Origin of the sequence: Streptomyces sp. MST-110588, assembly GCF_022695595.1 — a bacterium.
Lineage (GTDB): Bacteria > Actinomycetota > Actinomycetes > Streptomycetales > Streptomycetaceae > Streptomyces.
Window position 1 is genome coordinate 2,780,102 of record NZ_CP074380.1, and the last position, 26,472, is coordinate 2,806,573.

Sequence of the window (26,472 nt, forward strand, 5' to 3'; positions counted from 1 at the left end):
GTCACCCGGAGATTTCGAGGGTGGCTTGCGGGAACGTGGGAAGCTGGAAGCCGATCTCGTTCACGTCACTTGGTGGCGCGGGGAACTGCATGAAGACCGGTACGGTCTTCCCCGCCGCTATCGCTCCCAGCCCTGTGGTGCACAGGCAGCGTCCTTCTGTGTCCCGGAGTACGTAGTAGCGCTTCTTCCCGTTGCCGTCCACCAGCGTGGCACCCGCGATCGATGCCCCATGCTTGAGGACATCGGTCTCGTCGCCCCGCCAGCGGACACCACCGGTGAAGAGCTTGCTGCCGGTGTTCTTCACCTGCCCGTTCACGGTCACGAAGCCGCCGCTGTCGCGCTTGGCCGAGTTGATGGTGAGAACGATTCCGTCCTCGCCTTTGAGTTCGGCGAGTACCCGGCTCGTGTCGGGCCGCTCGACCGGCTTGTCACGTTGCGCGCCGACCGGTGAGGAGCGCTCCTTCTTCACCGGAGCACCACCGCCCGTGCCGTCACCACCACAACCGGCGACGACGAGCACCAGGCCGCACGCGATCACTGCGGCTTTCCACCCCTGGTGGGCCGTCGTGTGTCGAACGCTCATCGGTCACGGTCCTTCGCTGGTCAGTTGGCGAGCTGCACGGAGAACAGGTCAGAGGCCTCCGGAGCCTGCCGGAGATCCTCGGGGTCGATGATCCAATTCTTTCCGTCGCATCGCAGCGCGAGGGGCGGTTTCGCACCGCCCTTGTCGTCCTCGCCCTTGCCGTCCCCACCTTTGCCGGCGTCGTCATCGGGTGCCGGGGGCGCCACTGCGCAGCGGGGCTTGACGACCGCTTTCGCCTGGGCCGAGGCGTGTTTGCCCTCCGTGCCGGGCACGACCGAATCCCCTACGGTCTTCTGGGTGGTGATTCCCACCGCAAAGGACGTCGGCAGGGTGCCCCCCTGGCAACTCGTGAGGTCCGCCTCGTTCTGTCCGGCGAACCACTCCGCGTCGGCACAGGCGGGGCCCGTGGACGGCCCTGTGCCGTTCAGCAGGTCATCCAGTGTGGAGCCGACGAGGACGGCGTCCAGCAGTCCCTTGCGCAAGTCGTCCCGATACCGCTGGGCCGCCGCCAGCGCCGCCGCGTCCGCCGCGGTCTGGGCGCTGTTGCGGGTTGCCGCCGCCTGGCCGACCGCGAAGAACGCGAACGCGAGAAAGAGCAGGCCCGCCACTACGACGATGTAGATCGGGAAAGCCTGCCCTGTGTCGCGGCACTCCCGGCGATCCGGACCAGGCGTCAGCCGGTGAGTTCCGCGATCTTGGAAGTGATCGCACTGTAGATGGAGCTGCCGATGTCCGTCCCCGCGATCGCGATCACGATCGCCACGACCACGGCAATGATCCCCAGGTACTCGACCGCAGTCTGGCCCCGGTCGTTCCCCAAAAACCGCTTCGCCATCGTGTTCCCCTCCATGGGCGGCCGGTCCGCTCTGGCCCGGCTGGTATGCCCCCGTGATGTCGTTGCGCGTCCGGGCGCTCGCGACACGAGAAACGTACGCCGGAACAGCCACCCCGGAACAGAGCACCCGGCCCCATTCCTTTGCCGGGGACGTGAGTTGGCGCCTCAGTGACCGCTTTCGGACAACCGGTCCCACCCGTCCCACCCCCACTCAGCCGTCGTCGCAGCCGCCTGGCCCGTGCGCCCGGTGGTGCGGCGGGGGCCGAGGGATTCACGGGGGCTGACTTTGCCACACTTCGTTGCGTACGCGAAGGGTGCCGACGGAACAGCGACGGAATCCGGACGCGGGCGGGCACGGAGGCAGTGGCGTGTACGGAACGGTGTGGGCATGTCAGTCCCCTATGAAGGAGCCGAAGTCGGTGCCGGAGCCGAGGAAGAAGCCCGCGATGAGGAGGATCATCGTGCCCGGGACCATGAACGTCGTGATGACCATGGTGGCCTTGGGTACGGCGCGGGCGGCCCGGCGGCGGGCGTTCTGGGCGTCGGTGCGGCGCATGTCGTCGGCGATCTGGATGAGCGTGTCGACGATGGGCGAGCCGAGTTCCTCGCCCTGCTGAAGTGCGGTGACGAACTGGGCGACCTGCTCGGAGTCGTTGCGTCTGCGCAGTTCCTCGAACGCCTCGCGCCGGCTGACGCCCATGTCCATCTGGCGCAGGGTGATGCGCAGTTCGTCGGCCCAGGGGCCCTCGTACTTGTCCGCCACCCGGTCCAGGGCCTGGCGGAAACTCAGCCCCGCGCTGACGACCACGGCCAGCACATCCAGGAAGTCGGGCAGTGTTCGCTCGATGGTGTCCTTGCGTTGGCGAATGGCGGCCCAGATGCCGACCTCGTTCCAGAAGAAGCCGAAGAGAACGAGCAGGACGCCGAGGACGGGCTGTGCGCGCAGAAACATCACCAGCGCGCCGCCGAACCCCAGGAAGCCGTAGACGGCGCGGCGGGCGGCGTAGCGGTCGACCGTCAGGCCGCCGGGGTTGCCGGCCAGATCGATGCGTCTGCGGAGCTTGGCGACGCGCTTGTCCCCCATCAGGCGTAGGACGAGCGGCGCGTACCGCATGCCCGCCCGGTCCACCGCCGAGCCCACGACCGTCGTACGGGAGGAGCCGACCTCCAGGGCGAGGGCGATGTCCGGGGGGAGCCTGGCCTCGCGGCGGTAGAGGGCGATGCCGTAGCAGATGCCCGCTACGGACAGGCCGAGGGTGAGGGCGAGGAGGAAGCCGATGCCGGGGATTCCCATGGGTGTGTGCCTTTGGGGACGGGAGGAAACGGAGGGAGACGGGTTGAGGTGGGCCTGCTCGGGGTGGGGCGTCAGACGTCGATCTTGGAGAAGCGGCGGATGAGGAAGAAGCCGAGGGCGTAGAGCGCGAAGGCGGCCACCACGGCGGCCTGTCCGAGGAAGGTGGAGGTCATTCGGTCGATGGCGCCCGGCGCGATCTTGTTCATCAGGAGCAGGGTGCCGATGCCCAGCAGCGGTACGACGTAGGCGGTGACGACGACCTGGGAGAGCTGGGTGCGGACCTCCCGCCGGGTCTCCTTGCGCTCCTCCAGGGTCTTGGTCAGGTTGCGCAGCGAGCCGACGACCGCCCCGCCCGCCCGGTTGGAGAGCACCAATGTGGTGACGAGCACGACGAGTTCGCGGGAGGGCAGGCGTTCGGCGAGCTCGCCCAGCGCGTCGTCGATGGAGTGGCCGACGGCGAGCTTGTCCGAGACCTTGGCCAGTTCCTCGCCGGCCGGGGCCTCCAGTTCTTCCGCCGCCATGCCCAGGGCCGTACGCAGGGCCAGGCCCGCCTGGGTGGCGTTGGCCAGGATGCGGGACAGCTCCGGGAGCTGGTTGATGAACTTCTCTATGCGCTTTTGGCGCTGCCAGTTCAGGAAGGCGAAGGCGGACCAGACGGCGACGGCGGCGGCGAGCGGGCCGAAGAAGGGCGCCAGGGTGACATGGGCGACCAGCCACAGGCCGGTGACCGCGGCGAGCATGCCGACGAGGAATTCGCCGGGGGTCACCGCCAGCCCGGTGGCCGCCAGCCGCAGTTCCAGGCGGCGGCCGGCCCGGGTGGCGCGCAGCCTGCGGTCCAGGGACGGGAAGCGGCGGCGGGTGCCGTCGCGGGGGCGGCCGTGGCCGTCGTCCGCGAGGCGGTCGACGAAGGCTTGGCGCCGCTCCCGCCCGGCCGCGTACGTGCGTACGCCGATGACGGCCAGGACGGCGGCCAGCAGGGCCACGCCGAGGGTCAGGAGGGCGGGGCCGCCCATGGCCGAAGAGGCGAGCGAGGAACGTGATGAAGGCAGAGGAAGTGGAGGAAGTGAGGCATGCGGGAGAGAGGGAAGGGCGGTCATCGGCTACCTGGCTTCTCTGGTGGCGAGCTGGTCGGCGGAGTCGGCGACGCCGAAGGCCGGCGGCACCGGCTCGTTCGCCATGTACAGGCGCTCCGCGACGGTGCGCGGCAGCGGGAAGTACCCGAACCTGCCGTGTACGACGCGGTCCGCGCCCATGGGATCGGCCTCGAAGCGGCAGACGGTGGCGAGCCGGTAGTCCTCGTGGCCGCGTGAGTCCAGGATGGCGATCTCGGCGATACGGCGGGAGCCGTCGGCGTGCCGGCCGAGCTGGATGATGCAGTCGACGGCACTGTTGATCTGGTCCCGCAGTGCCTCGAAGGGGATCTTGACGTCCGACATGGAGGCGAGCGTCTGGAGGCGCATCAGGGCGTCCTCGGCGCTGTTGGCATGCACGGTGGCCAGTGAGCCGTCGTGGCCGGTGGACATCGCCTGGAGCATGTCGAGCGTCTCGCCGCCCCGCACCTCGCCGACGATGATGCGGTCGGGGCGCATGCGCAGGGAGTTGCGTACGAGGTCGCGGATGGTGATACGGCCCTTGCCCTCGACGTTCGGCGGCCGGGACTCCAGGCGGATCACATGGGTCTGCTGGAGCTGGAGTTCGGCGGCGTCCTCGACCGTGATGACACGTTCGCCCTCGGGGATCAGACCGGAGAGGGCGTTGAGGAGAGTGGTCTTCCCGGCGCCGGTCGGGCCGGAGACGACCACGTTGAACTTGGCCCGTACGAGCCCGGCCAGCAGCATCACCATCTGGTCGTCCAGCGTTCCCATGCCGATCAGTTCCGGCAGGGTGTACGCACGCGGGAAGCGGCGGATGGTGAGCGTGGCGCCGTTCAGGGCGAGCGGCGGGATGATGACGTTGACCCGCTCACCGGACGGCAGCCGGGCGTCGACCATCGGGTTGGACTCGTCCACCCGGCGGTTGACGGTGGAGACGATGCGTTCGATCGTCTGCATGAGCTGCTCGTGGGAGGCGAAGCGGACGGGTACGAGTTCCACCCGGCCGGACCGCTCGACGTACACCTGGTCCGGCCCGTTGACCATGATCTCGGTGATGGAGGCGTCTTCGAGCAGCGGCTCCAGCACGCCCAGGCCCAGCGCCTCGTCCACGACGCGGCGGATGAGCTGGGAGCGCTCGGCGGTGGACAGGACCGGGCCCTCGCGGCTGATGATGTGGCCCAGTACGCGTTCCAGGCGGATCCGGCGCTCGGCCGCCGCCAGCGAGGACATCTCGGCGAGGTCGATCTCTTCGAGCAGCTTGGCGCGGTAGACGGCGACGGGGTGGCCGTCCTCGCGGGCCGCCACGGGGACCTCGGGCGCGACGATGCGGGCTTTGAGGCTCATGGGGTCCGTGATTCCTTCGGGGTGCCTGTGCTTGTGCTTGTGCCTGTCGTTGTGCCTGTGCCGTGGCCGGTCTCGGTACGTGTGCTGACGTATACGGCCGTGCCCGGGCCGGGGCCGGGAGCCGTACCGTCCTCCGTGTCGGGCAGCGGCATGGTGGCGCTGCGGGCCGCCGTCCCCAAATGATCGACGCCCGGGATGACCGACGGGATCTCCACGGTCACCGTCACCTCTACCTGGTCACCGCCCGGCCCACCGGCGAAGTTCGCCCTTTCGCCGACCCAGCCGCTCATCGCCGCCCTGCCCACCGCCTCCGGGTCGGCCGCGCTGTCGGCCTTGTCCTGCGAGTACGCCCGGGCCGCCGCCCGTGCTCCCGTACCTGCCTGCTGGACGGCGTACGCGGCGATGCCGAGCTGCACCACGCCCAGTGCGATGGCCAGGAGAATGGGCAGGAAGCCGAGGAATTCGATCGAGACGGTCCCGCGGTCGCGCCCCCGGGCACGGTCACGGTTCCGGGCACGGTCACGACCCCGGGCACGGTCCCGGCGCCGCCATCGCCCGCCGCTCGTACTCGTAGCCCTGCTGCCCGCCCTGCTCATGGCCCCTCCTTCACGGCGCCGGCCGTACCGATGACCCGCCACGGGAAATTCGCGGCACCGGGAAAGAGCACCGGCACCGCAAGTCCTACCCGCGCCTTCCACAGGTCACCGGCGGGGGCACATTCGATGTCCGCCCCGGCGCTCCAGGCGTCCGGCAGGTCCTTCATGGCCGCCGCCTGGCAAGCCGCCTCGCCACCGGTCTCCGTGGCCGTCCCGCTGCGGGCGCCCCGGTCCGCGGCGTGCCCGGCGAGCGAGTACGTGTAGCCGATGAGCACGAACTGCCACAGCAGCGCAAGCACGATCAGGATCAGGGGCGCGATCCCCAGGAACTCGACGGAGACCTGCCCCCGGTCCCGGCCGCCGCGCCCTGCGCATACGCCCCGCAGCAGCCCCCGCGCCGCTCCCCGCACCCCTCAGCCCTCCCCGTACGGCCGGGAGAAGCCCAGTTGTCCCGGTGCGCCCCCGGACGCGACGCCCCCCGGCCCGCCGGCGCCCTCCGTGCCCGGCTGCCCGGCGGTCAGCGCCTTGCGCCGGCGCCCGGTCAGTGGCGTACGGGCCCGATGGCTGCCGCGCCCCTGGCGGGCGGCCGGAGCCTCGATCAGGCCCAGTTCCCCCGCCAGCGCCCACAGCGCCTGCCGGACCGCGGACCGGCCGTCCAGGTCCTGCATCCGGCCCGCGTCGACGCACGGCTGGAGTTCCTTGAAGCCGGCGGGCACCGGCGTACGGGCGACTTTCGTGCCGGTGGCCTTCTCGACGAGCGGCGGCTGGATCTCGGTGTTACGGGTGAGGCGGTTGACGACGGTCGTGGTGTCCTGTGCCTTGCGGATGCGCAGCCGGTCCCACAGCCGTACGAGTCGCTTGGCGGCCCGTACACACACCACGTCCGGGGTCGTCACCAGCAGTGCCACATCGGCCAGTTCGACGGCGGCGGCGTTGGCCGACTGCATCTGCGCGCCGCAGTCCACCACCACGACCTCGTACCGGGCGCGCAGCGCGGCCAGGATCTGGCGGGCCGCGCGGTCGTCGATCTCTTCCCCGCGCTCGCCCTCCTCGGGGGCCAGCAGCAGCCCGAGGCCGGTGTGATGGGCGTGTACGGCGTCCTGGAGGACGCGGGGGGAGATGTCCTGGATGCCGGCCAGGTCGACGATGGAGCGGCGGAACTGTACGTCCAGATAGGAGGCGATGTCCCCCGACTGGAGGTCCATGTCCACCAGCGCCACGGCGCGCCCGGCGGCGCGTGCGGCCAGTGCGAGCTGGACGGCGGTGACGGTGGCGCCCACCCCGCCCTTGGCGCCGGTGACGGTGACCAGCGTGCCGCTCGGACCGCTGAACGCCTCGGTGGCGCCGCCGAGATGGGCCCGTACGCCGGTTGCCCACTGGGCCGCCGCCCGCACCCGGGCCGCCAGTTCCTCGTACCCCACAGGGAGCGCGACGATGCCCCGCGCGCCCGCGTCCATGGCGGCGGAGAAGAGGGCCGGGCCGGTGTCGGCGGTGATCAGGACGACGCCGACGGCGGGAAAACGCAGCGCCACCTCGCGGATCAGCTCCAGCGCGGGCACCGGACCGATGCGCTCGTGGACGAGGACGACTTCGGGGAGTTCCTGTACGGAGCCGACGGGCGGCCGGGACGGTACGGCGGGCAGGAACGCGCCGGAGGGGGCGGCGGGGCCCGGGACGCCCGGTCCGGCGGCGGGGGAGGAGACGGGCGGCGGAGCGGCGGACGGCTGTATGAGGGACGCCTCGGCGGGCGGACGGCCCGCGCCCGCGGCCTGCGCCAGGGTGTTCAGGAGGCTGGTGGAGTCGGTGACCGGGGCGCCGGGCTCGGCGTCCGGCAACTGGCTGAGCAGCGAGTAAACGGCTCGGGCGGCGTCGGGGTCACCGACTGCCGGGAGGATGCGGATGGTCACCTGTGCCTCCGGGTCACTTGTGCCTCCGTGTTACTTGTCGCCGTCGAGGGTGTAGGTGCGGTCGCCGGGCGGAACGGTGCCGTCGCCGCCGGGGGCGACCAGGGCGAGTCGTACGTGGGAGGCGAAGGACTCCGCGTAGGCGACGCGCTGGGCGTCCTTGGTTTCCAGGGCGAAGGTGATCGGTACGGCTTCGGTGGCCCGCCGCGTACTGCCCGCACGGGGCGTCTCTCCCGGGTCCTTGGACAGCGGCGTCAGCTTGCCCACGTCGATGACCTGGACGTTCGCGACGATCAGCTTGGACACCGGCTTGTCCTGCGGGCGTCTGCCCTCAAAGGTGGCGTAGATGTTGACCCGCGCCCCCGCGTTGATCTTGCCCGCCACGCCCGTGGCCGCGTCGATCATGATGGCGATCTCCTGCTGCCCCGGCTTGAGCGCCGGACGCGCGACGATCATGTCGTCCTGGAGGAGCGATCCCTTGTGCAGCGGGGTCGCGGCGATCTTGCCCCGGATCCGGTCCAGATCGGTGACGGCGGTGGGCGGCAGCCACCGCTCGGGCATCGCCACCTTCTCGAACTGCCCCGGGTTCAGTGCCTCATAGGCCGGCACCTGCGCCTTGAGCCGGTACGCGACGGCCTCGGGTCCGACCTTGGACTCCACGTTACGGATCACCGACAGTACGCCGACGAACGCGCCGATCGCGCAGAGGGCCGACAGGAGCAGCAGGATCACTCCGCGGCGCTGACGTGAGTTCATAGGTGGCGGACCTCGTTCGGAGCGGGGCGGGCGGGGGACTCCAGGGCGTGGGCGGGGACTCCGGCGTCGGGCGGTCCGGCCGTGGCGGTACGCCCGGCCGGCGGCGGCCTCAGCGCACGCGTTCCACGGTCCGCCGGTCCGTGACGCCCGAGGGCGCGACCGGCGACAGACCGCGCTGCCGCAGGGACGAGGGGGTCGGGAGGGCCGGGAGCGGCAGGGGCGGCGGGCGGGCCGGGCGGTGAGTGCGTGGGCGGGGCGGCTTCCACAGCCGCCGTGGTGGCCGGGTAGATACCGGTACGGGGGCCGGTGGCCGTGCCGGAGCCCGTTGACGTACGGGAACCCGTACCCGTACCGGCGCTTTCGCCCGAACCCGAGCGCGACCCCGCGCCCGAGCACGAACCCGCGCCCGCACCGGAACCCGGACCCCCGCCCGTCACCGGCGCCGAGCAGAAGGCACACCGGTCGCCGATCAGTTCCAGCCCGCACCAACGGCACTCCTCCCTGCGGACGGACGACACCAACTGGTGGAGGACGGAGAGATCCGGGATGGCCGCCGCGAACTCGACCAGTTTGCGCGTGCCCCACCAGGCCGCGGACTCGGCCGGCAGCCGTGTCTCGTACACGTCCCGTACCTGCCACTCCGGGGCGAGCACGGTCTCGACCCAGTCACCGGCCGGTCTGCCGCGGGCCGTCCGACCGTGGGCCACGGCCAGTTCGGTGACGTACCCGGGCCCGGGCAGTCCGGCTTCCGTGCTGTTCCGGTCGACCCGTACGAGCTGGGGCCGGGGCGCGGCCAGTGCCGCGAAGCGCGTACCGGGGAGCCAGGAGGTCAGATGCGTCCGCAGGTCCACCTCGACCGCGTCCAGGCCGGTGACGCTGCCCAGCAGCGCCCCGGCGTGGATGTAGTGGGCCAGCAGCCGGGCGGCGCAGGCCAGCACGCCGGGGCCGAGGTCGCACAGCGACAACTGCCGTAACTGGCGGGCGAGTACGGCGACGGCGAGCGGCGGCAGGGCCAGCGGCACGATCGCGATCCGCTCGCTCTCCAGGACGGCCCGGAGGGTGTGCAGCCGGCGGACATGGGCCGGCGGGCACGCGGAGGAGCACAGGACGACCAGATGGCCGTGGTGTTCCAGTACGGCGCTGGTCTCCGTCAGCGCGTCGTCCAGCGGCTGGGCGTGCGGCGGCGGGAGGACGACGGCGGCGGGGGTCTGCCGGTCGGCGGCGGGCAGCGCGAGGTCGGCGCTGGTGACTGCGGTCGCGGTCGGCACGTGGCGTCCCCCACTCACTGTGGCCACCGGGGCACCCGGGGCCGTGGATCGGCACAGCACTGCGCCTTCGGCGCTCTTGGCTCAGCACTTTATCCACGAGATACGCCGCAGAGAACACGTTCCGGAGTACTCGTCATGACCATCAACCATCACCCGGCCGGCGGGGGAACGGCCGCTTCCGGAGCGGATCTTGACGTGATCTTGGCCGGAATCCGTACGGGCCCGGAAGAAGGCGGAACGGGAGGACAGGCCCCGGGCCGGGCGCCTGGCACCCGGCCCGGAACGCCGGTCAGCGCCGGTCGTCCTCCGCCGGCCTGGGCAGTCGGCACCCGGGCCGGTCCAGGTCCAGCTTGTTCCCGTCCGCGAAGCACCTGGGTATGCCGTACGTCTGCTGGGCGTAGTTGATGCCCTTGCGCACGGTCACGTTCCCCTTCTCGTCGATCTCGCACGGGTTGTTGAACGTGCAGCGCTCGCCGTCCTCGTTGCCCGTGTTGTTGACGGCCACGACCTTGCCGGTGGCGTCGTCGATCACCGGTGAGCCGGAGGTGCCGCCGATGGTCTGGCAGGCGGGGGTGTAGCGGACCGAGTCCTTCCAGGTCCACTCGCCTTCCTTCATCCGGTAGACGAAGCCGTCGATGGCGCAGGAGTAGATCTTCTTCCAGTACCCGGAGACGACGCTGATGGCGGCGCCCTTACGGGGGTGGGCGGCGGACAGCGGCAGCGCCTTGATCCCGTACCGCTTCTTGATCTGGTCGTAGGTGTCGGTGAGTTCGTACAGGGAGATGTCGGTGTCGGTCATGGTCGCGTAAGCGATCTTGGTGGCCTTGAGGGTGGCCACGCTGTTCGCTTTCGCGTCGAGCAGGGTGAAGGTACGGGTGGAGGGCCGGTCGACGACGACCTCGCCGGCGTGGGGCATGCCGGGCTCGATGCAGTGACCGTTGGACATGACCAGCGCCGGGTCGTCGCCCTCCGAGGACGGCAGCCGGATCACCGAGCCCGAACAGCCGCCGAGCGCCACGGTGCCGGCGAAATCCACGGCCTTCGGCCTGGCGGACGCGGTGGTCTGCTGACCGGCGGACGAGACGAACGAGGGCGAGGAGGGGGAAGGCGGCGAAGAGGGGGAAGACGGCGATGAGGCGGTCGTCGGGGACGAGGCGCAGGCCGGTCCGGCGGCGCTCATCAGGGCGGCGGATCCCAGGACGGCCGTGGCCAGGACGCCGACGAGAGGTCGCTTCATGTGTGGGGTCCTCTCAGATTCCGTAACCGGATTTCCTCCGACTGTGTCGTGCGCATTGTTGGGGCGTACGGGGTAGCTGGCAACGAACCGCGTTACGTACCGCGGAAGTTGGCGGATTAACCACCCGGGAGTTTGGCCGTCGCACGCCTTGACCAAGCCATGCCAACGCCGAACACTGACGCCGTCGCTCGACTCACATCTCACCCCCCCCAGGAGATCGCATGCGACCTCGGACACCCCCCTCCCGGAGAACCCCCTTCCGGACAATCCCCTGGAAACCCGGCAGACGGACCCCCGTCCTCGCCGCCCTCCTCTCCCTCGCCCTCGCCGCCCCCGTCGCCGCCCAGGCCCAGGACTCCCCCGGCGCGGGCCACCGCAGCAGCCCGGACCGGCAGCGGACGGTCGCCTCCGGCCACGCCGTACGGGACGAGGGCCGTCCCCGGCAGTACGAGGTGACCGGGCCCGCCACCGCCCGGCAGCGCTCCGCCCTCGCCTCGACGGGTGTGGCCGTCGACGAGGTCCACGGGCGGTCGGTGGTCATCACCGCGGACACCGCGCAGGCCGAACTCGTACGCCGGCTGGGCTACCGGCTCAAGCCGCTGCCCGCCCCGCCCGGCAGCGGCACCGGCGCGGGACCGGGCACGGGCGGCCGGATCAAGGACTTCCCGCCCGGCTACACGAAGTACCACAACTACGCCGAGACGATGGCGGAGATCAACACACTCGTCGCCCGGTACCCGTCACTCCTGAGCAAGCAGGTCATCGGCAAGTCCTATGAGGGCCGCGACATCCTGGCGCTGAAGCTCAGCAAGAACGTCGCCCAGGACGAGAACGAGCCCGAGGTGCTCTTCACCGCCCACCAGCACGCCCGCGAGCACCTCACCGTCGAAATGTCGCTCTACCTGCTCAACGAGCTGACCTCGAAGTACGGCAGCGACTCCCGCATCACCAAGATGCTCGACTCGCGGGAGGTCTGGATCATCCCGGACGTCAATCCGGACGGCGGCGCGTACGACATCGCCACCGGCTCCTTCCGGAGCTGGCGCAAGAACCGCCAGCCCAACGCGGGTTCGTCCAACGTCGGCACGGACCTCAACCGCAACTGGGACTTCAAGTGGGGGTGCTGCGGCGGCTCTTCCGGCAGCACCGGCTCCGAGACCTACCGCGGCCCCGCCCCCGCCTCCGCGCCCGAGGTGAAGGTCGTCAGCGACTTCGTACGCGGCCGGATCATTGGCGGCAGGCAGCAGATAAAGACGGCCATCGACTTCCACACCTACAGCGAACTGGTGCTGTGGCCGTACGGATACACCTACAGCGACACCGCGCCCGGCATGACCCAGGACGACCGCGACGCCTTCGCCACCGTCGGCCGCAAGATGGCCGCGAGCAACGGCTACACGCCGGAGCAGTCCAGCGACCTCTACATCACCGACGGGTCGATCGACGACTGGCTCTGGGGCAACCAGAAGATCTTCGCGTACACCTTCGAGATGTTCCCCGCCTCCGCGAGCCAGGGCGGGTTCTACCCGCGCGACACGGTGATCGCCCGGGAGACCGCCCGCAACCGTGACGCGGTGCTCCAGCTCCTGGAGAACAGCGACTGCATGTACCGCTCCATCGGCAAGGAGAACCAGTACTGCAAGTCCAAGGCCGGCTGACGACTCCACGGTGTCCGTCGGTGCCGACGCGTACCTCGGCGTCGGCACCGACGGACCGCCGCGAGCTCTACACGGCCAGGCTCACCAGCGCCGCGACCGCGAAGCCGGTCACCGAGAGCACCGATTCCAGAACGGTCCAGGACTTCAGGGTGTCGCGCTCGCTGATGCCGAAGTACTTGGCGACGATCCAGAAACCGCCGTCGTTGACGTGCGAGGCGAAGATCGAACCCGCCGAAATGGCCATGATGACGAGGGCCAGGTGCGGCTGGGAGAGTCCGTGGCCCTCGACCAGCGGCAGCACGATGCCGGCCGTGGTGACGATGGCGACGGTGGCCGAGCCCTGGGCGACGCGCAGGACGACGGAGACCAGCCAGGCGAGCAGCACGACCGGCAGACCGACGTCCTGGAAGGTCGCGGAGAGCGCGTCGGCCACGCCGCTGCCCTTCAGTACGGCGCCGAAGACGCCGCCCGCGCCGACGACCAGGATGATGTTGCCGACGGGCTTGAGGGAGGCGGTGGAGACGGTCTCCAGGGACCGGCGCGACCAGCCGCGGCGGATGCCCAGCAGGTAGTACGCCATCAGCAGGCCGATCGTCAGGGCCACGAAGGGGTGGCCGAGGAACTCCACGACGGAGCGCGGGGTCGAGGGTTTCAGGGCCACGGAGGAGAAGGTCGCCCCGAGGATCAGCAGCAGCGGGGTGCCGATGACGGCCAGGACGGTGCCCAGAGCCACCGGCTCCTCCCGCGCCGCCGCCCCGGGAGCCGGTTTCCCGGCAGGTGCCGGCCCGGCCGCCCGTTGCTCGGCGACGACGGCCGCTCTGGCCTCCTCGGCGGCCTCGGCCATGTCCTGCGGTACGGGGACGAAGACCCGCCGGCCGATCCAGGCGGCGTACCCCCACGCGGCGAGGACGGCCGGTACGCCGCAGACGACCCCCATCAGGACGACCCAGCCCAGCTCCACGCCGAGCAGGCCGGCCGCGGCGACCGGGCCGGGGTGCGGCGGCAGGAAGGCGTGGGTCATCGACAGGCCCGCCAGCAGCGGCATGCACAACAGCAGGACCGATTTCCCGCTCCGCTTGGCGACGGCGTACACGATCGGCGCCAGGACGAAGACGCCGACGTCGAAGAAGACCGGGATGCCGAACAGCAGGCCGGTCAGTCCCATGGCCAGCGGGGCCCGCCGCTCGCCGAACAGGCCCATGAGGCGGCCGGAGAGGACCTCGGCGCCGCCGGAGACCTCCAGGATCGCGCCGAGCATGGTGCCCAGGCCGATGATGACGGCGACATGCCCGAGGATGCCGCCCATGCCGGACTCGATGAGCGAGGTGGCGTCGGACTTCTGCACCGTACCGAAGAGTTCGGTGACGGAGAGACCGGCGCCCAGGCCGACGGCGACGGAGACGGCGAGCAGCGCGACGAACGGCTGGAGCCGGACCTTGACGATGAGGAACAGGAGCAGGGCGACGCCCAGGGCGGCGACCGTCAGCAGGCCGGGCGTGCCGGGGACCAGGGCGAGCAGCCCGCCGGTGTGCGGGGGTGGGGGCGGCGGGGCGAGGACCGAGGGGGCCGCGAGAACCATGAGGTGACTCCGTGGTCGGTCGGAGGTGTTGGGCAGGGGGAGCGCGGCACGGCGCCCCCGGGGTGCGGGGCGCCGTGCCGTACGGCGGGCGGGATGCAGTGATCACGTGGCAGACGGGTTCAGACGGTGAGCGCTGTCGGACAAGGGCCGTTCCGTCCCGTTTCAGTCCAGGACGGCGAGGGCGTCGATCTCGATGAGCAGTCCCTCGGGCAGGCCCACGTAGACCGTCGTACGGGCCGCCGGTGCCGCCTTGAGGTCCGCGGCCTCGAAGTACTCGTCGTAGATCTCGTTCATCTCGGCGAAGTGGGCCACGTCGGTGAGATAGACACGCATCATCATCACGTCGTCCCAGGTCGCCCCGCCCGCCTCCAGGACGGCTTCGACGTTGGCGAGGGTCTGGAGGGTCTGCTCGCGCAGGGTCGGGCCGGCCGGTGTGGGCGCCTGGCCCTCGACGGCGGGCAGGAAGCCGACCTGCCCGGCGACCTGGAGGATGTTGCCCTTGCGCACGCCGTGCGAGAACTTCGCCGGCGGCGTGGTGTGGGTGGCCGGGGTGATCGCGGTCTTCTCGGTCATGTTCGCATGTCCCTCTGGGGTCTCTGTGGGGTGTGTCCGCAGTACTCCCGGCTGATGGCGTCCGCGGTACGGCGCACCAGCGGGAGCAGCGTGAGCAGTTCGTCGGCGGTGACGACGACGTTGGGGGCGGAGACCGACATGGCGGCGACCAGCCGCCCGTCCGCGCCGCGAACGGGTGCCCCGACGCAGTTGATCGACTCCTCGTGCCCGCCCAGGTCGGTGGCCCAGCCCTGTTCGCGTACCTTGGCCAGCTCCGTCAGGAAGGCCGCGGCGTTCGGCGTCGAACGGGGCGTGTAGGCGGGGTAGTCCAGCTTCTCGGCGAGCGCCCGGCGCTCGGCTTCGGGCAGGTCGGCCAGGAGCAGCTTGGCGACGGCCGCGACCGTGATGGCCACGGGTTTCCCTATGCGGGAGTACATCCGTACGGGATAGCGGCTCTCGACCTTGTCGATGTAGAGGACCTCGTTCTCCTCGTACACCGCGAGGTGGACGGTGTGTCCGCACTGCTCATTCAGTTCCACCAGGTGCGGGTGGGCGATCTCGCGGACGTCCAGGTTCTCCACGGCTTCCTGCGCCAGCGCGAAGAGGCGGGCGCCCAGGCGGTAACGCTGGTCGGCCTGGCGGTAGACGATGCCGTGCGCGTGGAGCGTGCGCAGCAGGCGCAGCGCGGTGGACTTGTGCACGCCCAGACGGCCTGCCACCTGTTCGAGGTTGGCCGGTCCCTCCGCCAGCAGCGGCAGGATGCTCAGCGCGCGGTCGACTGTCTGACTCATGGTGTACGGACCTCCACCCGTGCGGTACCGGCCCCGGCGCTCTCGGTCGTCGTCCAGCCGGGACGCAGCCGCAGTCTCCCCCAGCCCGCCTCGTCCAGGGCCGCGAGGCGGTCGGCGAGGGCGCGGGATACAGGCGGGCCCAGGTCACCGGGGACGACAAGCGAAGCCGCGGCCATCAGATGGCCGTACCGGGCCCGCCGGAAGACGGGAAGGCCGCGCAGGGTCGCGGAGAGGAACCCGGCGGCGAAGGCGTCACCGGCGCCTATCGGTGCCACGACGTCCACCGCGAGAGCGGGAACGAAGATCACGGTGTCGGAACAGGTGACGCTCGCCTCCGCGCCCTCCCCCGCCGCGCATAGACGGTGACCCCCTGGCCGGCCTGTTTGACGACCAGCGTGCCGGGTTCGGGGAGCGCGGCCCGTACGGCGTCCGGACCGTGCAGGCCCCAGGCGGCAGCGGCCTCGTCCTCGCCGACGAAGACCAGGTCGCAGCGGCGCGCGAGGTCGAGCAGCACGCCGGGCGACGGTGCCCCGGCCGTGCGGTTCGCCCACAGCACGGCCCGGTAGTTGACGTCGAAGGAGACCGTCGGCCGGCCGTCGGACGGCTCGGTGAGCCTGCGCAGCAGCTCCAGGCAGCCGCCGGAGAGTGCGGCGGTGATCCCGGTGACATGGATGATGCGGGCGCCGCACAGCGCCCCGCCGTCCAGCAGGGCCGGCGACATGGCGGAGGCGGCCGATCCACTCCGGTAGTACAGCACTTCCGCGAGCGGCGCGCCCTCCTCACCCTCGATCCCGGTGGCGCGCTCCCCGTGCGTACGGAAGTAGATGCCGGTGGGGCGAACGGGGTCGCGCTCCACGTACGAGACATCCACCCCACTGTCGGCGACGGCCTTCAGGAGGTGGTCGCCGAAGGGGTCGGCGCCGACCCGGGAGACCCAGCGGGCGCGGTGCCCCGTACGGGCCAGCGCGCAGGCGACGTTGGACTCGGCACCACCGATGTCGCGGTCGAAGGACGGCACGTCCGCGAGGCGGTGGCCGGGCCCGGAGGGCAGGAAGGTGACCATGGACTCGCCGACGCACACCACGTCCGTGCCGGCCTCGACCATCTCAGGTGCTCCTCACGTCCGTGCGGCGCGTTTTCTTACATGGTTCCCGTACCGTGTGCGGCCATTGACCCGGCAACGGCTCGGATGTTAGACAGCGCTGAGCGTCATACGCAATGGATGTTGCACACACTGCAACAGGGGAGGAGGCTCCGATGCCCAAGGAGCAGACGGACGCACCAGGCACCGACGCGGCGGCCCGCGTCCGTACCCACCTGGCGACCCTCGCGGACGAACGCGTCGACCACCGCTTCAAGGGCCTCCCCCCGGACGCCGAGGGCCTGACCGTCGGCGAGCTGACGGCCGAGCGCCGCAACCTGTTCACCGGCGGCTTCCTCACCCCCGTCCTCGCCCTGTCCGCCGAATCGGTCGAGCACAACCTCGCCCTCATGGAGACCTACACCTCCCGGCACGGCCTGGCGTTCGCCCCGCACGGCAAGGCCTCCATGTCCCCCAGCTCTTCGCCGGCCAACTCGCCCACGGCGCCTGGGGCATCACCGCCGCCGTGCCCGCCCACGTCCGCGTCTACCGCGCCTTCGGCATCCAGCGGATCTTCCTGGCCAACGAGGTGGTGGACGCCGCCGCACTGCGCTGGCTGGCCGCCGAACTCGACGCCGACCCGGACTTCCGCTGCATCTGCTACGTCGACTCGCTGCGCGGCATCGAACTGATGGACACCGTCCTGCGCGAGGCCGGCGCCCTGCGCCCCCTGGACGTGGTCATCGAACTGGGCGCGGGCGAGGAGGCACGTACGGGAGTCCGTACGGAAGCCGAATGCAGGGAACTGGCGGACGCGCTGGCCGGCGTGGACACCCTGCGCCTGGTCGGCGTCGCCGGATACGAGGCCGAGGTACCGGACGCCACACCCGAACGGGTGACCGCCTGGCTGCGCCGCCTCCTGGCCCTCACCGTCGCCCTCGACGAGGCCGGCCGCTTCGCCGACCTCCAGGAGATCGTGCTCAGCGCCGGCGGCAGCTCATGGTTCGACGCGGTCGCCGAGGTCTTCGACCAGGCCCCCGCCCTGAGCCGCCCGCTGCTGAAACTGCTGCGCTCCGGGGCGTACGTCACCCACGACGACGGCCACTACCAGCGCCGTACGCCCTTCAACCGCACCCCAAAAGAAGGCGCCCTGCAGCCCTCCTTCCGCCTGTGGGCGCAGGTCGTCTCCCGCCCCACACCGCACCAGGCGTTCCTCAACGCGGGCAAGCGGGACGCGGCGTACGACCTCGACCTGCCGCAACCCGCACTCGTACGATCCGGCCGGGACGGCTCCCTGCGCCCCGCGACCGGCCTGACCGTCACCGGACTGTCCGACCAGCACGCCTGGGTGCGCACCGAACACTCCGGGGACCTGGAGGTCGGCGACTGGGTCGCGCTGGGCCTCTCCCACCCCTGCACGTCCTTCGACAAATGGCAGTTGATCCCACTGGTCGAGCAAGACGGCACGGTCACGGACTACATCCGCACGTTCTTCTGACAAGCCCGGCCGGGTCTTGGGACCGGTTGGAAAGAAGTCACCGGCAGCTCGGGGACGGCCGGGCGTGGGCGTATCGGGGACTCCCCGCAGGGCCGTGTGCAAGACGCACGCTTCCTTTCACGGCGTACCAGCCACGCACACGGCCCGAGGAGAGGCCCCGGTGCGACCGCGCCCCACCCCACCCACCAACCGCACCGGGCGAAAGAGCAAACAACCCCGCAGAGAACCCACAAGGAAGCGCCGCAGGCATCGCACCACACACAGCAACCACCCCCAACAAAACCGGACACAACAAGCAAAAGACGCAACCCAAAACGGAACCCAACCCGGAGAGGGAAACCGGCCATGGACACCGTGTTACGGGACGCCCACGTCATCGACGGCTCCGGCGGCCCGTCCTACCGGGCCGACGTCGGCCTCGCGAACGGCCGGATCGCCACGATCGTCCGCCCCGGCCAAGGCAGCCGCCCCACCGGCAGGCGAACCCTGGACGCAGCCGGCCTGGCCCTGGCCCCCGGCTTCATCGACATGCACGCCCACAGCGACCTGGCCCTGCTGCGCGACCCGGCGCACGAGGCGAAGGCCGCCCAGGGCGTCACGCTGGAGGTCATCGGCCAGGACGGGCTCTCGTACGCGCCCGTGAACGACCGTACGCTCACCGGCATCCGCACCCAGATAGCCGGATGGAACGGCGGCGCGCCGGGCGAGGAGTCCGTGGACTTCTCCTGGCGTACGGTCGGCGAGTACCTCGACCGCCTCGACCACGGCTTCGACGGCGAGGGCATCGCCGTCAACGCCGCCTATCTCGTGCCGCAGGGCACGCTCCGCATGCTCGCCGTCGGCTGGGACGACCGCCCGGCCACACCCGGCGAGCTGGACCACATGCGGCAGTTGGTGGCGCAGGGAATGGCGGAGGGCGCTGTCGGACTCTCCTCGGGGCTGACCTACACCCCGGCATGTACGCGGACGACGCCGAACTCACCGAACTGTGCCGGGTGGTGGCCCGGTACGGCGGCTACTACTGCCCCCACCACCGCTCGTACGGCGCGGGCGCGCTGGAGGCGTACGCGGAGATGATCGCCCTGGCCCGCGCCGCCGACTGCGCGCTGCACCTCGCGCACGCCACCATGAACTTCGGCGTCAACCAGGGCCGCGCGCCCGAACTGCTGGCCCTCCTGGACCAGGCCCTGGACTCCGGCGCCGACATCTCCCTGGACACCTACCCGTACACCCCGGGCTGTACGACGCTGGCCGCACTGCTGCCGAGCTGGGCCAACGAGGGCGGGCCGGATGCGGTGCTGGCCCGGCTGCGGGACGGGGCAACGGCCGGACGCATCCGGCACGCCATGGAGGTGGAGGGGTCCGACGGCTGCCACGGCGTACCCGTCGAGTGGGACACGGTGGAGATATCGGGTATTTCGCACCCTGGCCCCCACCTCGCGTCCTACGTGGGCCGTACGATCGCCCAGAGCGCCCGTGAGCGCGCCGAGGACCCCTGGGAGACCGCCCGCCGCCTGCTGATCGACGACCGGCTCGGCCCGACGATCATCCAGCACGTCGGGCACGAGGAGAACGTCCGGGAGATCATGCGGCACCGCGTCCATACGGGCGGCAGCGACGGCATCCTCCAGGGAGCCAAGCCGCACCCGCGCGCCTACGGGACGTTCCCCCGGTACCTGGGGAGGTATGCGCGCGAGCTGGGCGTGCTGTCGCTGGAGGAGTGCGTCGCCCACCTCACCGGGCGCCCGGCGGCCCGGCTGCGGCTGCCCGACCGGGGGCTCGTACGGGAGGGCTACCGCGCCGACCTGGTGCTCTTCGACCCGGAGACGGTAGCCGAGGGTGCCACCTTCCAGGCCCCGCGCACCTTGCCGACCGGTATTCCGTACGTCCTGATCGACGGACGTTTCGTCGTGCAGGACGGGCGGCGGACGGATGTCCTGGCGGGACGGTCGGTACGCGGGGGCTCGGCCGGCCGGCGGTAGTCGCAGCGGCTTCAGCCGGCCGTAGTCGCAGCGGCTTCACCCGGCCGACCGGGGCACCGGCCCACCCGACAGGGGAGCCTGCTGCGCAGCCGCCGCCTCCCCGGCCTGCTCCCGCAGGAAGTCCAGGACCATCGCACTCAGTTCGCCGGGCCGGTGCGTCAGCCCTCGCACTCCCAGTTCCGCGGCCCTGGCGTTCCGGTCCTGTGTGTTACGCCGGGTGTAGAAGATCACCGGCCCGTCGTACAGCTCCTCCCGCAGCTTCTCGACCATCTCGATGCCGGCGTCACGGTTCCTGCCCCGGCCGATGTTGGAGATCAGCAGGCCGGGCCGGGCCTGCCGGACGGCGGCGATCGCCGAGTCCTTGTCGGTCGCCGTACGCACCCGCGTCCCGAAGCTCTCCAGCGTCTCGGCGAGATCCCGGTTGCGGTCGGGCTTGTCGTCCACCCACAGGATGTCCAGCAGTCCGGCGCTCCCCGGCTGCGGCACCACCAGCCGGGCGAGGGCAGCCTGCCCGTACACGGCAGGCTGCTGCCCGTAGACGGCAGGCTGCTGCCCGTAGACGGCAGGCTGCCCGCTCACGGGATAACCGTACGGGGACGGCGCCTGACCGTACCCGCCGGAATCCGGGTGGCCCGCCCCGGCCTGCGAACCTTGCGGCGGCAGTTGCGGAGCAGGCGCCCCCGCAGCCTGCTGCTGCGGCAGCGACCACGCGAAGGGGAACCGGTGCGGGCCCTCGCCCGCGCGCTCGTCCCCCGCCCCGTCCCACAGCGCGTTCCACTCCTCGGAGGGCCGTAAGGTCAGCCCGCCGGGTCCGCCGGGCCCGTTCTGCGGTCCCTCGCGCAGCCGCAGCAGCAGATTCGCCGCGTCCGGCAGACTCATCAGTTCCTCGATCAACGAGAGGAAGGCCGAGCTGGTCACCAGTTCAGCGAAGTCGGTCGGAAGCTGGCGCTCCAGCGACTCCAGTACGACATCTCCGGTCACCCCGAGCGCTTCCGGTGGCACCAGGTCGTACTGCGCCAGGAACTCCCGCACCCGGTCCCGTTCGGCCTCCGATGCGCCGCTGCCGTTGGCCATCAGCGTCCTGCGCACCTCCCGGTAGGTCCGGAACTCCGCGACCACGTCGCCGTCCACCACCCCCACCGGCCCGGTCATCATCCGGTAGAAGTCGGGGTAGAAGTGCTGGAGCAGCAGCGTACGGATGACGGCGCCGGGGCCGAAGTCCCGCCACACCGGGTTGAGCGTCGCTTCGAGCACGAAGCCGTTGACGAGCCGCTTGATGCGGCGCGGGTTGCGGGCCGACTGCTGGGCCAGCAGGTCCACCAGCGCGTCGTCGAGCAGCGGCGCCACCCCCGCCGTACGCGCGCACCAGCGGATGTACTCCTTGACGCCGTGGCCGTCGGCCGCCGGGACGCGGTAGCTGGTCTGGAAGATCTTCTCCATGAAGGCGGAGCCGGCCGGCGAGAGGTCCCGCAGCAGGCCGTTGGGGCCCAGTGCCGAGCGGTCACAGCCGACGACGAACGCCAGCCCCGGCACGTCCAGGTAGATCTTCACCGCCTCGCAGATCGCCAGAACCGTTTCTTCGGAGCAGCGGTCGAGGTCGTCGATGAAGACCACGAGCAGCCGCCGCGGCCGGTGCTCGGCGGTCTGGGCCCACTCCTGCACCAGGTCCCGGATCGCGCCGCGCATCTCGTTGCGGGCCTGGGAGTTGACCGACAGGTTCTTCCACAGCTCGTCGACCAGGCCCGCGACGCCCAGCGGTCCGGCGGCGACGGTCACCGCGGCCCGCAGAACCCGCAGCAGTGCCCGCCGTTCGGACACCCGCTGGAGGCCGCGGCGCAGCACCCGCCGGTCGAAGCGCATCAGGACCGACTTGATCAGCCCTTCCAGCGCGTCGGCGCCGGTGGAGGTCCAGGCGTTGTACCAGACCGTCTCGACCTCGGGCGCCTGCGTCAGCTCCGCGTCCACCAGGCGCATCAGGCTGCTTTTGCCCATGCCCCAGCCGGCGTCCACGGCCAGTGTGAAGGGGGTGGAGTCGCGGGAGGAGAGCAGCAGGCCGGCCAGTTGGCGGGCGGCCCGGCCGGCGCCGAGCAGATCGGCCTCGGTCGTGCTCACCGGCTCGTCGTTGAGCAGCGCGAAGGGTCCACGTGTCCCGTGGCCCCCGTGTGCCCCGCACGCCCCGTATGCGCCATGCACCTCGCATACCTCGCAGACCCCATGCGCCCCATGCGCACCGTGTGCGGTGGCAGGCGCCGCGGGCGCGCCCGTACGTCTCATCGATCCCCCCGGATTCCGGGCTCCGCCCCGGCGTGACGGTCATCACCCGGTGGCCCGCACCGGAGCGTACCGCCCGTAGACAGAGTCTCCGTCCCCCTTTCGCGGCACCATGGCTCACAGCACGTGACAGCACACCCACCCAGCGCCGATCAAGGTGGGCAAGAACACCCGCCGGATCGTGTTACGCGCCCGTAAGGTGGCTGGCATGCAGGTGATCCAGTCAAGCAAGCTCGCAAACGTCTGCTACGAGATCCGTGGCCCGGTCCTGGAGGAGGCGATGCGGCTGGAGGCTGCGGGCCATCGCATCCTCAAGCTGAACACCGGCAATCCGGCGGCCTTCGGCTTCGAGTGTCCACCGGAGATCCTGGAGGACGTCCTGCGCTCGGTCGGTACGGCCCATGGGTACGGCGACGCGAAGGGGCTGCTCTCGGCCCGCCGTGCGGTGATGCAGCACTACCAGACCCGTGGCATCGAACTGTCCGTGGAGGACATCTACCTGGGCAACGGCGTCTCGGAGCTGATCCAGATGTCGATGCAGGCGCTGCTGGACGACGGGGACGAGGTCCTCGTACCGGCGCCCGACTACCCGCTGTGGACGGCCTCGGTCTCGCTGTCGGGCGGTACGGCGGTGCACTACCGCTGTGACGAGCAGGCGGACTGGATGCCGGACCTGGCCGACATCGAGCGCAAGATCACCGACCGCACCAAGGCCCTGGTCGTCATCAACCCGAACAACCCCACCGGGGCCGTGTACGACGAGGAACTGCTGCGCGGCATCGCGGAGATCGCCCGCCGCCACCGCCTCATCGTCTGCGCCGACGAGATCTACGACAAGATCCTGTACGACGGTGTCACCCACACCCCGTTCGCCGCCGTCGCGCCCGACCTGCTGACCCTGACCTTCAACGGTCTGTCCAAGTCCTACCGGGTGGCCGGTTACCGCAGCGGCTGGCTGGCGGTCTGCGGCCCCAAGGCGCACGCCGCCTCGTACATCGAGGGGCTGACCATCCTCGCCAACATGCGGCTGTGCGCGAACATGCCCGCGCAGCACGCCGTGGCGACGGCTCTGGGCGGGCACCAGTCGATCAACGACCTGGTGCTGCCGGGCGGGCGGCTGCTGGAGCAGCGCGACACGGCGCATGAACTGCTGACCCGGATTCCGGGGGTCACCTGCGTCAAGCCCAAGGGCGCGCTGTACGCGTTCCCCCGGCTCGACCCCGCGGTCTACAAGATCAAGGACGACCGGCTGATGGTCCTGGACCTGCTGCGCGCCGAGAAGATCATGATCGTGCACGGTACGGGCTTCAACTGGCCGGAGCCGGACCACTTCCGGCTGGTCACGCTGCCCAGCAAGGACGACCTGACGGACGCGGTCACCCGCATCGGGGCCTTCCTGGACGGCTACGGACAGTACTGAGGGCGGCGGCGCGGCCCGGCGGAGCCCGGCACAGCCCGGCACGCTTTCTATACGGATCACAACTTTAGACAATGTCTAAGCTAGGATGGTCTCCTAGCTGTTCGATGTGCTGCTGTACGCACGTACGCACCGCCAGGAGGCCACCCATGTACGAGCCGATCCGCACCAAGTCGGTCCACTCCATGGCCGCCGACACCGCCGGCCGCCGGGGACCGCACCGCTCCCGTACGGAGGAGCTGGACATCCGGCTCGCCGGCCACCTCACCGCACTGCTGACCGTCACCGACGAGCTGCGCTCCCTCGTACGCCGCCACGAGGGAGACGGCACCGGCGGGCGCCCGGAGACCGGCCCGTACGCCGTATCGGGCGCCGAACTGGACCGCGCCGCCGACCGGATCGCCGAACAGGTCGCCCGGCTGCGGGGCGGACGCTATCCGCTGCGCGCCGAACCGACCGGCGGCGGCGACCCCGCGCGAGTGCCCGCGCTGCACCGGCGCGCCCGCACCCTGGCCGGGAACGCCCTGGCCGTGGCCACCGCCCGCGGTGACGCCGCGGCGATCGCGCTGACGTCCGAGCGCATGGAGGCCCACACGGCGGTACACCGGAACCTGGCGGCCACGGCCTGAACCCTGCCCCTGACCGTTGCAACCGGCCCCTGCCCGTTGCAGCCGGCCCCTGCCCCCTGACCGTGACACCTACAAGGCAGCGGCTCCCCGTACTCCTCCCGCCCGAAGGCCCGTGCCATGACGACGCACGGCCGGGGCCCCGCATCAATTGCGGGGCCCCGGCCGTGCGTTGCCGGTGGCGCTGCACGCCGCCGGCGGCGCCGTCCTCATGACGGCGGCCCGGTCACGTCATCTCATCCCAGGCGCTGGACGAGCGCGCGGTACTCGTCCCACAGCTCCTTCGGCGTGTGGTCACCGAAGGTGTTGAGGTGCTCGGGGATCAGCGCCGCCTCCTCGCGCCACACGTCCTTGTCGACGGTGAGCAGGAAGTCCAGGTCGGCGTCGGACAGCCCCAGGCCGTTGGTGTCCAGCGAGCCCTTGGCCGGCAGCACGCCGATGGGGGTCTGCACGCCCTCGGCCTTGCCCTCCAGGCGCTCCACGATCCACTTCAGCACGCGGCTGTTCTCGCCGAAGCCCGGCCACACGAAGCGGCCCGAGTCGTCCTTGCGGAACCAGTTGACGTAGTAGATCTTGGGCAGCTTGTCCCCGCGGCCCTCGGCGATCGCCTTCTTGCCGACGTTGATCCAGTGACCCATGTAGTCGCCCATGTTGTAGCCGCAGAACGGCAGCATGGCGAACGGGTCCCGGCGCAGCTCGCCGACCTTGCCCTCGGCCGCGGCGGTCTTCTCGCTGGCCACGTTCGCGCCGAGGAAGACGCCGTGCTGCCAGGACAGCGACTCGGTGACCAGCGGTACGGCGCTGGCGCGACGGCCGCCGAAGAGGATCGCCGAGATCGGCACGCCCTTGGGGTCCTCCCACTCGGGCGCGATGATCGGGCACTGGCCGGCCGGGACGGTGAAGCGGGCGTTGGGGTGGGCCGCCGGGGTCCCGGACTCCGGGGTCCAGTCGTTGCCCTTCCAGTCGGTCAGGTGCGCGGGCAGTTCCTCGGTCATGCCCTCCCACCACACGTCGCCGTCGTCGGTGAGCGCGACGTTGGTGAAGACCGAGTTGCCCCACATGGTCTTCATGGCGTTGGCGTTGGTGTGCTCGCCGGTGCCCGGGGCGACGCCGAAGAAGCCGGCCTCGGGGTTGATCGCGTAGAGCCGGCCGTCCTCCCCGAAGCGCATCCAGGCGATGTCGTCGCCGATGGTCTCCACGCTCCAGCCGGAGATCGTGGGCTCCAGCATCGCGAGGTTGGTCTTGCCGCAGGCGCTGGGGAAGGCCGCGGCGACGTACTTGGGCTCGCCCTGCGGCGGGGTGAGCTTGAGGATGAGCATGTGCTCGGCGAGCCAGCCCTCGTCACGCGCCATCACCGAGGCGATGCGCAGCGCGTAGCACTTCTTGCCCAGCAGGGCGTTGCCGCCGTAGCCGGAGCCGTAGGACCAGATCTCGCGGTCCTCGGGGAAGTGCGAGATGTACTTGGTGGAGTTGCACGGCCACGGCACATCGGCCTGGCCCTCCTCCAGCGGGGCGCCGAGGGTGTGCACGGCCTTGACGAAGAAGCCGTCCTCGCCCAGTTCGTCCAGGACGGCCTGGCCCATGCGGGTCATGGTGCGCATCGAGACGGCGACGTACGCGGAGTCGGTGATCTCCACGCCGATGGCGGACAGCGGCGAGCCGAGCGGGCCCATGCAGAACGGGACGACGTACATGGTGCGTCCGCGCATCGCGCCGCGGAAGATGCCGCGCTCACCGGTGACGCCGTTGCCCTCTTCGCCGGTGAAGATCGCCCGCATCTCGGCGGGGGCCTTCCAGTGGTTGGTCGGGCCGGCGTCCTCCTCCTTCGCGGAGCAGATGAACGTACGGTCCTCGACGCGGGCGACATCCGACGGGTCGGACGCGGCGTAGTACGAGTTGGGGCGCTTGATCGGGTCGAGCTTCTTGAACGTGCCCTTTTCCACGAGCTCTTCGCACAGCCGCTCGTACTCCGCCTCCGAGCCGTCGCACCAGACGACCCGGGCGGGCTCGGTGATGGCTGCGATCTCGTCGACCCAGGCGACGAGCTCCTGGTGACGGGTCGGGGTGGTGGGAGCCGCGTTGTCGCGCGCCACGATCGCTCCTTGA

20 protein-coding genes and 3 pseudogenes are annotated in these 26,472 nt (G+C 71.0%); 5 read left to right on the forward strand and 18 right to left on the reverse strand.

Annotated features, from left to right (window positions below; all coding sequences use genetic code 11):
- Position 1: 1 nt before the first annotated feature.
- From KGS77_RS12045 to KGS77_RS12100, 12 genes are all read right to left on the reverse strand, one after another.
- A complete protein-coding gene (locus KGS77_RS12045; RefSeq protein WP_242580905.1) occupies positions 2 to 583 on the reverse strand; it encodes a hypothetical protein in 582 nt (193 codons plus the stop codon).
- Between the two features lie 20 nt (positions 584 to 603).
- Positions 604 to 1,260, reverse strand: a complete 657-nt coding sequence (locus KGS77_RS12050; RefSeq protein WP_277994319.1) for a pilus assembly protein TadG-related protein — start codon at positions 1,258 to 1,260, stop codon at positions 604 to 606.
- Positions 1,257 to 1,418, reverse strand: coding sequence for a hypothetical protein (locus KGS77_RS12055; RefSeq protein WP_242587843.1), 162 nt, complete (start codon positions 1,416 to 1,418; stop codon positions 1,257 to 1,259). Before KGS77_RS12055 ends, KGS77_RS12050 begins: the two co-directional genes overlap by 4 nt.
- A 391-nt stretch (positions 1,419 to 1,809) precedes the next feature.
- Entirely contained in the window at positions 1,810 to 2,712 is a 903-nt protein-coding gene (locus tag KGS77_RS12060) for a DUF5936 domain-containing protein (RefSeq protein ID WP_242580907.1), read from the reverse strand.
- Positions 2,713 to 2,783: 71 nt separating this feature from the next.
- Positions 2,784 to 3,725, reverse strand: a complete 942-nt coding sequence (locus KGS77_RS12065; protein ID WP_242580908.1) for a type II secretion system F family protein — start codon at positions 3,723 to 3,725, stop codon at positions 2,784 to 2,786.
- An 87-nt stretch (positions 3,726 to 3,812) separates the two neighbouring features.
- Positions 3,813 to 5,150: a CpaF family protein gene (locus KGS77_RS12070; protein ID WP_242580909.1), complete on the reverse strand. Its 1,338-nt coding sequence runs from the start codon at positions 5,148 to 5,150 to the stop codon at positions 3,813 to 3,815.
- Positions 5,147 to 5,746: a TadE family protein gene (locus tag KGS77_RS34970; RefSeq protein ID WP_347404474.1), complete on the reverse strand. Its 600-nt coding sequence runs from the start codon at positions 5,744 to 5,746 to the stop codon at positions 5,147 to 5,149. The genes KGS77_RS12070 and KGS77_RS34970 overlap by 4 nt, the downstream gene beginning before the upstream one ends.
- Positions 5,743 to 6,156: a TadE/TadG family type IV pilus assembly protein gene (locus KGS77_RS12080; protein WP_242580910.1), complete on the reverse strand. Its 414-nt coding sequence runs from the start codon at positions 6,154 to 6,156 to the stop codon at positions 5,743 to 5,745. Before KGS77_RS12080 ends, KGS77_RS34970 begins: the two co-directional genes overlap by 4 nt.
- Before the next feature lie 3 nt (positions 6,157 to 6,159).
- Complete coding sequence (locus KGS77_RS12085; protein ID WP_242580912.1) at positions 6,160 to 7,653, reverse strand: AAA family ATPase; 1,494 nt, start codon at positions 7,651 to 7,653, stop codon at positions 6,160 to 6,162.
- 30 nt (positions 7,654 to 7,683) lie between these two features.
- Positions 7,684 to 8,406 carry a Flp pilus assembly protein CpaB gene (gene cpaB / locus KGS77_RS12090; protein ID WP_242580914.1) on the reverse strand — a complete coding sequence of 241 codons (723 nt, stop codon included), beginning with the start codon at positions 8,404 to 8,406 and terminating at the stop codon, positions 7,684 to 7,686.
- Positions 8,403 to 9,674, reverse strand: coding sequence for a hypothetical protein (locus KGS77_RS12095; protein ID WP_347404475.1), 1,272 nt, complete (start codon positions 9,672 to 9,674; stop codon positions 8,403 to 8,405). Before KGS77_RS12095 ends, cpaB begins: the two co-directional genes overlap by 4 nt.
- 289 nt (positions 9,675 to 9,963) lie before the next feature.
- A complete protein-coding gene (locus tag KGS77_RS12100; RefSeq protein WP_242580916.1) occupies positions 9,964 to 10,911 on the reverse strand; it encodes a serine protease in 948 nt (315 codons plus the stop codon).
- 221 nt (positions 10,912 to 11,132) lie between these two features.
- Here KGS77_RS12100 and KGS77_RS12105 point away from each other — a divergent pair, with 221 nt between their 5' ends.
- Complete coding sequence (locus KGS77_RS12105; RefSeq protein ID WP_242580918.1) at positions 11,133 to 12,569, forward strand: M14 family metallopeptidase; 1,437 nt, start codon at positions 11,133 to 11,135, stop codon at positions 12,567 to 12,569.
- 67 nt (positions 12,570 to 12,636) lie between these two features.
- On the opposite strand, the gene KGS77_RS12110 is transcribed toward KGS77_RS12105, so the two are convergent.
- From KGS77_RS12110 to KGS77_RS12125, 4 genes and pseudogenes are all read right to left on the reverse strand, one after another.
- Complete coding sequence (locus tag KGS77_RS12110; protein WP_242580920.1) at positions 12,637 to 14,148, reverse strand: gluconate:H+ symporter; 1,512 nt, start codon at positions 14,146 to 14,148, stop codon at positions 12,637 to 12,639.
- 162 nt (positions 14,149 to 14,310) lie between these two features.
- Positions 14,311 to 14,721 carry a RidA family protein gene (locus tag KGS77_RS12115; protein ID WP_242580922.1) on the reverse strand — a complete coding sequence of 137 codons (411 nt, stop codon included), beginning with the start codon at positions 14,719 to 14,721 and terminating at the stop codon, positions 14,311 to 14,313.
- Positions 14,718 to 15,491 (reverse strand): IclR family transcriptional regulator, encoded by a 774-nt coding sequence (locus KGS77_RS12120; protein WP_242580923.1) that lies wholly within the window; start codon positions 15,489 to 15,491, stop codon positions 14,718 to 14,720. The genes KGS77_RS12115 and KGS77_RS12120 overlap by 4 nt, the downstream gene beginning before the upstream one ends.
- A pseudogene (locus KGS77_RS12125) lies at positions 15,488 to 16,596 on the reverse strand (sugar kinase). The gene KGS77_RS12120 and the pseudogene KGS77_RS12125 overlap by 4 nt, the downstream one beginning before the upstream one ends.
- Positions 16,597 to 16,748: 152 nt before the next feature.
- Between KGS77_RS12125 and KGS77_RS12130 the strand changes: the two are divergent.
- Both KGS77_RS12130 and KGS77_RS12135 read left to right on the forward strand, forming a co-directional pair.
- Positions 16,749 to 18,070, forward strand: a pseudogene (locus KGS77_RS12130) (amino acid deaminase).
- 345 nt (positions 18,071 to 18,415) lie between these two features.
- Positions 18,416 to 20,052 (forward strand): annotated as a pseudogene (locus tag KGS77_RS12135) (D-aminoacylase).
- A gap of 36 nt (positions 20,053 to 20,088) precedes the next feature.
- Here the strand turns inward: KGS77_RS12135 and KGS77_RS12140 are convergent.
- Positions 20,089 to 22,164, reverse strand: coding sequence for a P-loop NTPase fold protein (locus KGS77_RS12140; protein WP_242580925.1), 2,076 nt, complete (start codon positions 22,162 to 22,164; stop codon positions 20,089 to 20,091).
- 367 nt (positions 22,165 to 22,531) lie between these two features.
- Between KGS77_RS12140 and KGS77_RS12145 the strand changes: the two genes are divergently transcribed.
- Positions 22,532 to 23,743: a pyridoxal phosphate-dependent aminotransferase gene (locus KGS77_RS12145; protein ID WP_242580928.1), complete on the forward strand. Its 1,212-nt coding sequence runs from the start codon at positions 22,532 to 22,534 to the stop codon at positions 23,741 to 23,743.
- Positions 23,744 to 23,889: 146 nt separating this feature from the next.
- Complete coding sequence (locus KGS77_RS12150; protein WP_242580930.1) at positions 23,890 to 24,369, forward strand: hypothetical protein; 480 nt, start codon at positions 23,890 to 23,892, stop codon at positions 24,367 to 24,369.
- Between the two features lie 233 nt (positions 24,370 to 24,602).
- On the opposite strand, the gene KGS77_RS12155 is transcribed toward KGS77_RS12150, so the two are convergent.
- Positions 24,603 to 26,459, reverse strand: coding sequence for a phosphoenolpyruvate carboxykinase (GTP) (locus KGS77_RS12155; protein ID WP_242580931.1), 1,857 nt, complete (start codon positions 26,457 to 26,459; stop codon positions 24,603 to 24,605).
- Positions 26,460 to 26,472 lie beyond the last annotated feature (13 nt).

Bases quoted from the DNA above. Each gene is read 5' to 3' on its own strand.
- KGS77_RS12045 (WP_242580905.1), bottom strand. From the start codon at position 583: ATGAGCGTTCGACACACGACGGCCCACCAGGGGTGGAAAGCCGCAGTG.
- KGS77_RS12055 (WP_242587843.1), bottom strand. From the start codon at position 1,418: ATGGCGAAGCGGTTTTTGGGGAACGACCGGGGCCAGACTGCGGTCGAG.
- KGS77_RS12060 (WP_242580907.1), bottom strand. From the start codon at position 2,712: ATGGGAATCCCCGGCATCGGCTTCCTCCTCGCCCTCACCCTCGGCCTG.
- KGS77_RS12065 (WP_242580908.1), bottom strand. From the start codon at position 3,725: ATGGGCGGCCCCGCCCTCCTGACCCTCGGCGTGGCCCTGCTGGCCGCC.
- KGS77_RS12070 (WP_242580909.1), bottom strand. From the start codon at position 5,150: ATGAGCCTCAAAGCCCGCATCGTCGCGCCCGAGGTCCCCGTGGCGGCC.
- KGS77_RS34970 (WP_347404474.1), bottom strand. From the start codon at position 5,746: ATGAGCAGGGCGGGCAGCAGGGCTACGAGTACGAGCGGCGGGCGATGG.
- cpaB (WP_242580914.1), bottom strand. From the start codon at position 8,406: ATGAACTCACGTCAGCGCCGCGGAGTGATCCTGCTGCTCCTGTCGGCC.
- KGS77_RS12100 (WP_242580916.1), bottom strand. From the start codon at position 10,911: ATGAAGCGACCTCTCGTCGGCGTCCTGGCCACGGCCGTCCTGGGATCC.
- KGS77_RS12105 (WP_242580918.1), top strand. From the start codon at position 11,133: ATGCGACCTCGGACACCCCCCTCCCGGAGAACCCCCTTCCGGACAATC.
- KGS77_RS12110 (WP_242580920.1), bottom strand. From the start codon at position 14,148: ATGGTTCTCGCGGCCCCCTCGGTCCTCGCCCCGCCGCCCCCACCCCCG.
- KGS77_RS12115 (WP_242580922.1), bottom strand. From the start codon at position 14,721: ATGACCGAGAAGACCGCGATCACCCCGGCCACCCACACCACGCCGCCG.
- KGS77_RS12120 (WP_242580923.1), bottom strand. From the start codon at position 15,491: ATGAGTCAGACAGTCGACCGCGCGCTGAGCATCCTGCCGCTGCTGGCG.
- KGS77_RS12145 (WP_242580928.1), top strand. From the start codon at position 22,532: ATGCAGGTGATCCAGTCAAGCAAGCTCGCAAACGTCTGCTACGAGATC.
- KGS77_RS12150 (WP_242580930.1), top strand. From the start codon at position 23,890: ATGTACGAGCCGATCCGCACCAAGTCGGTCCACTCCATGGCCGCCGAC.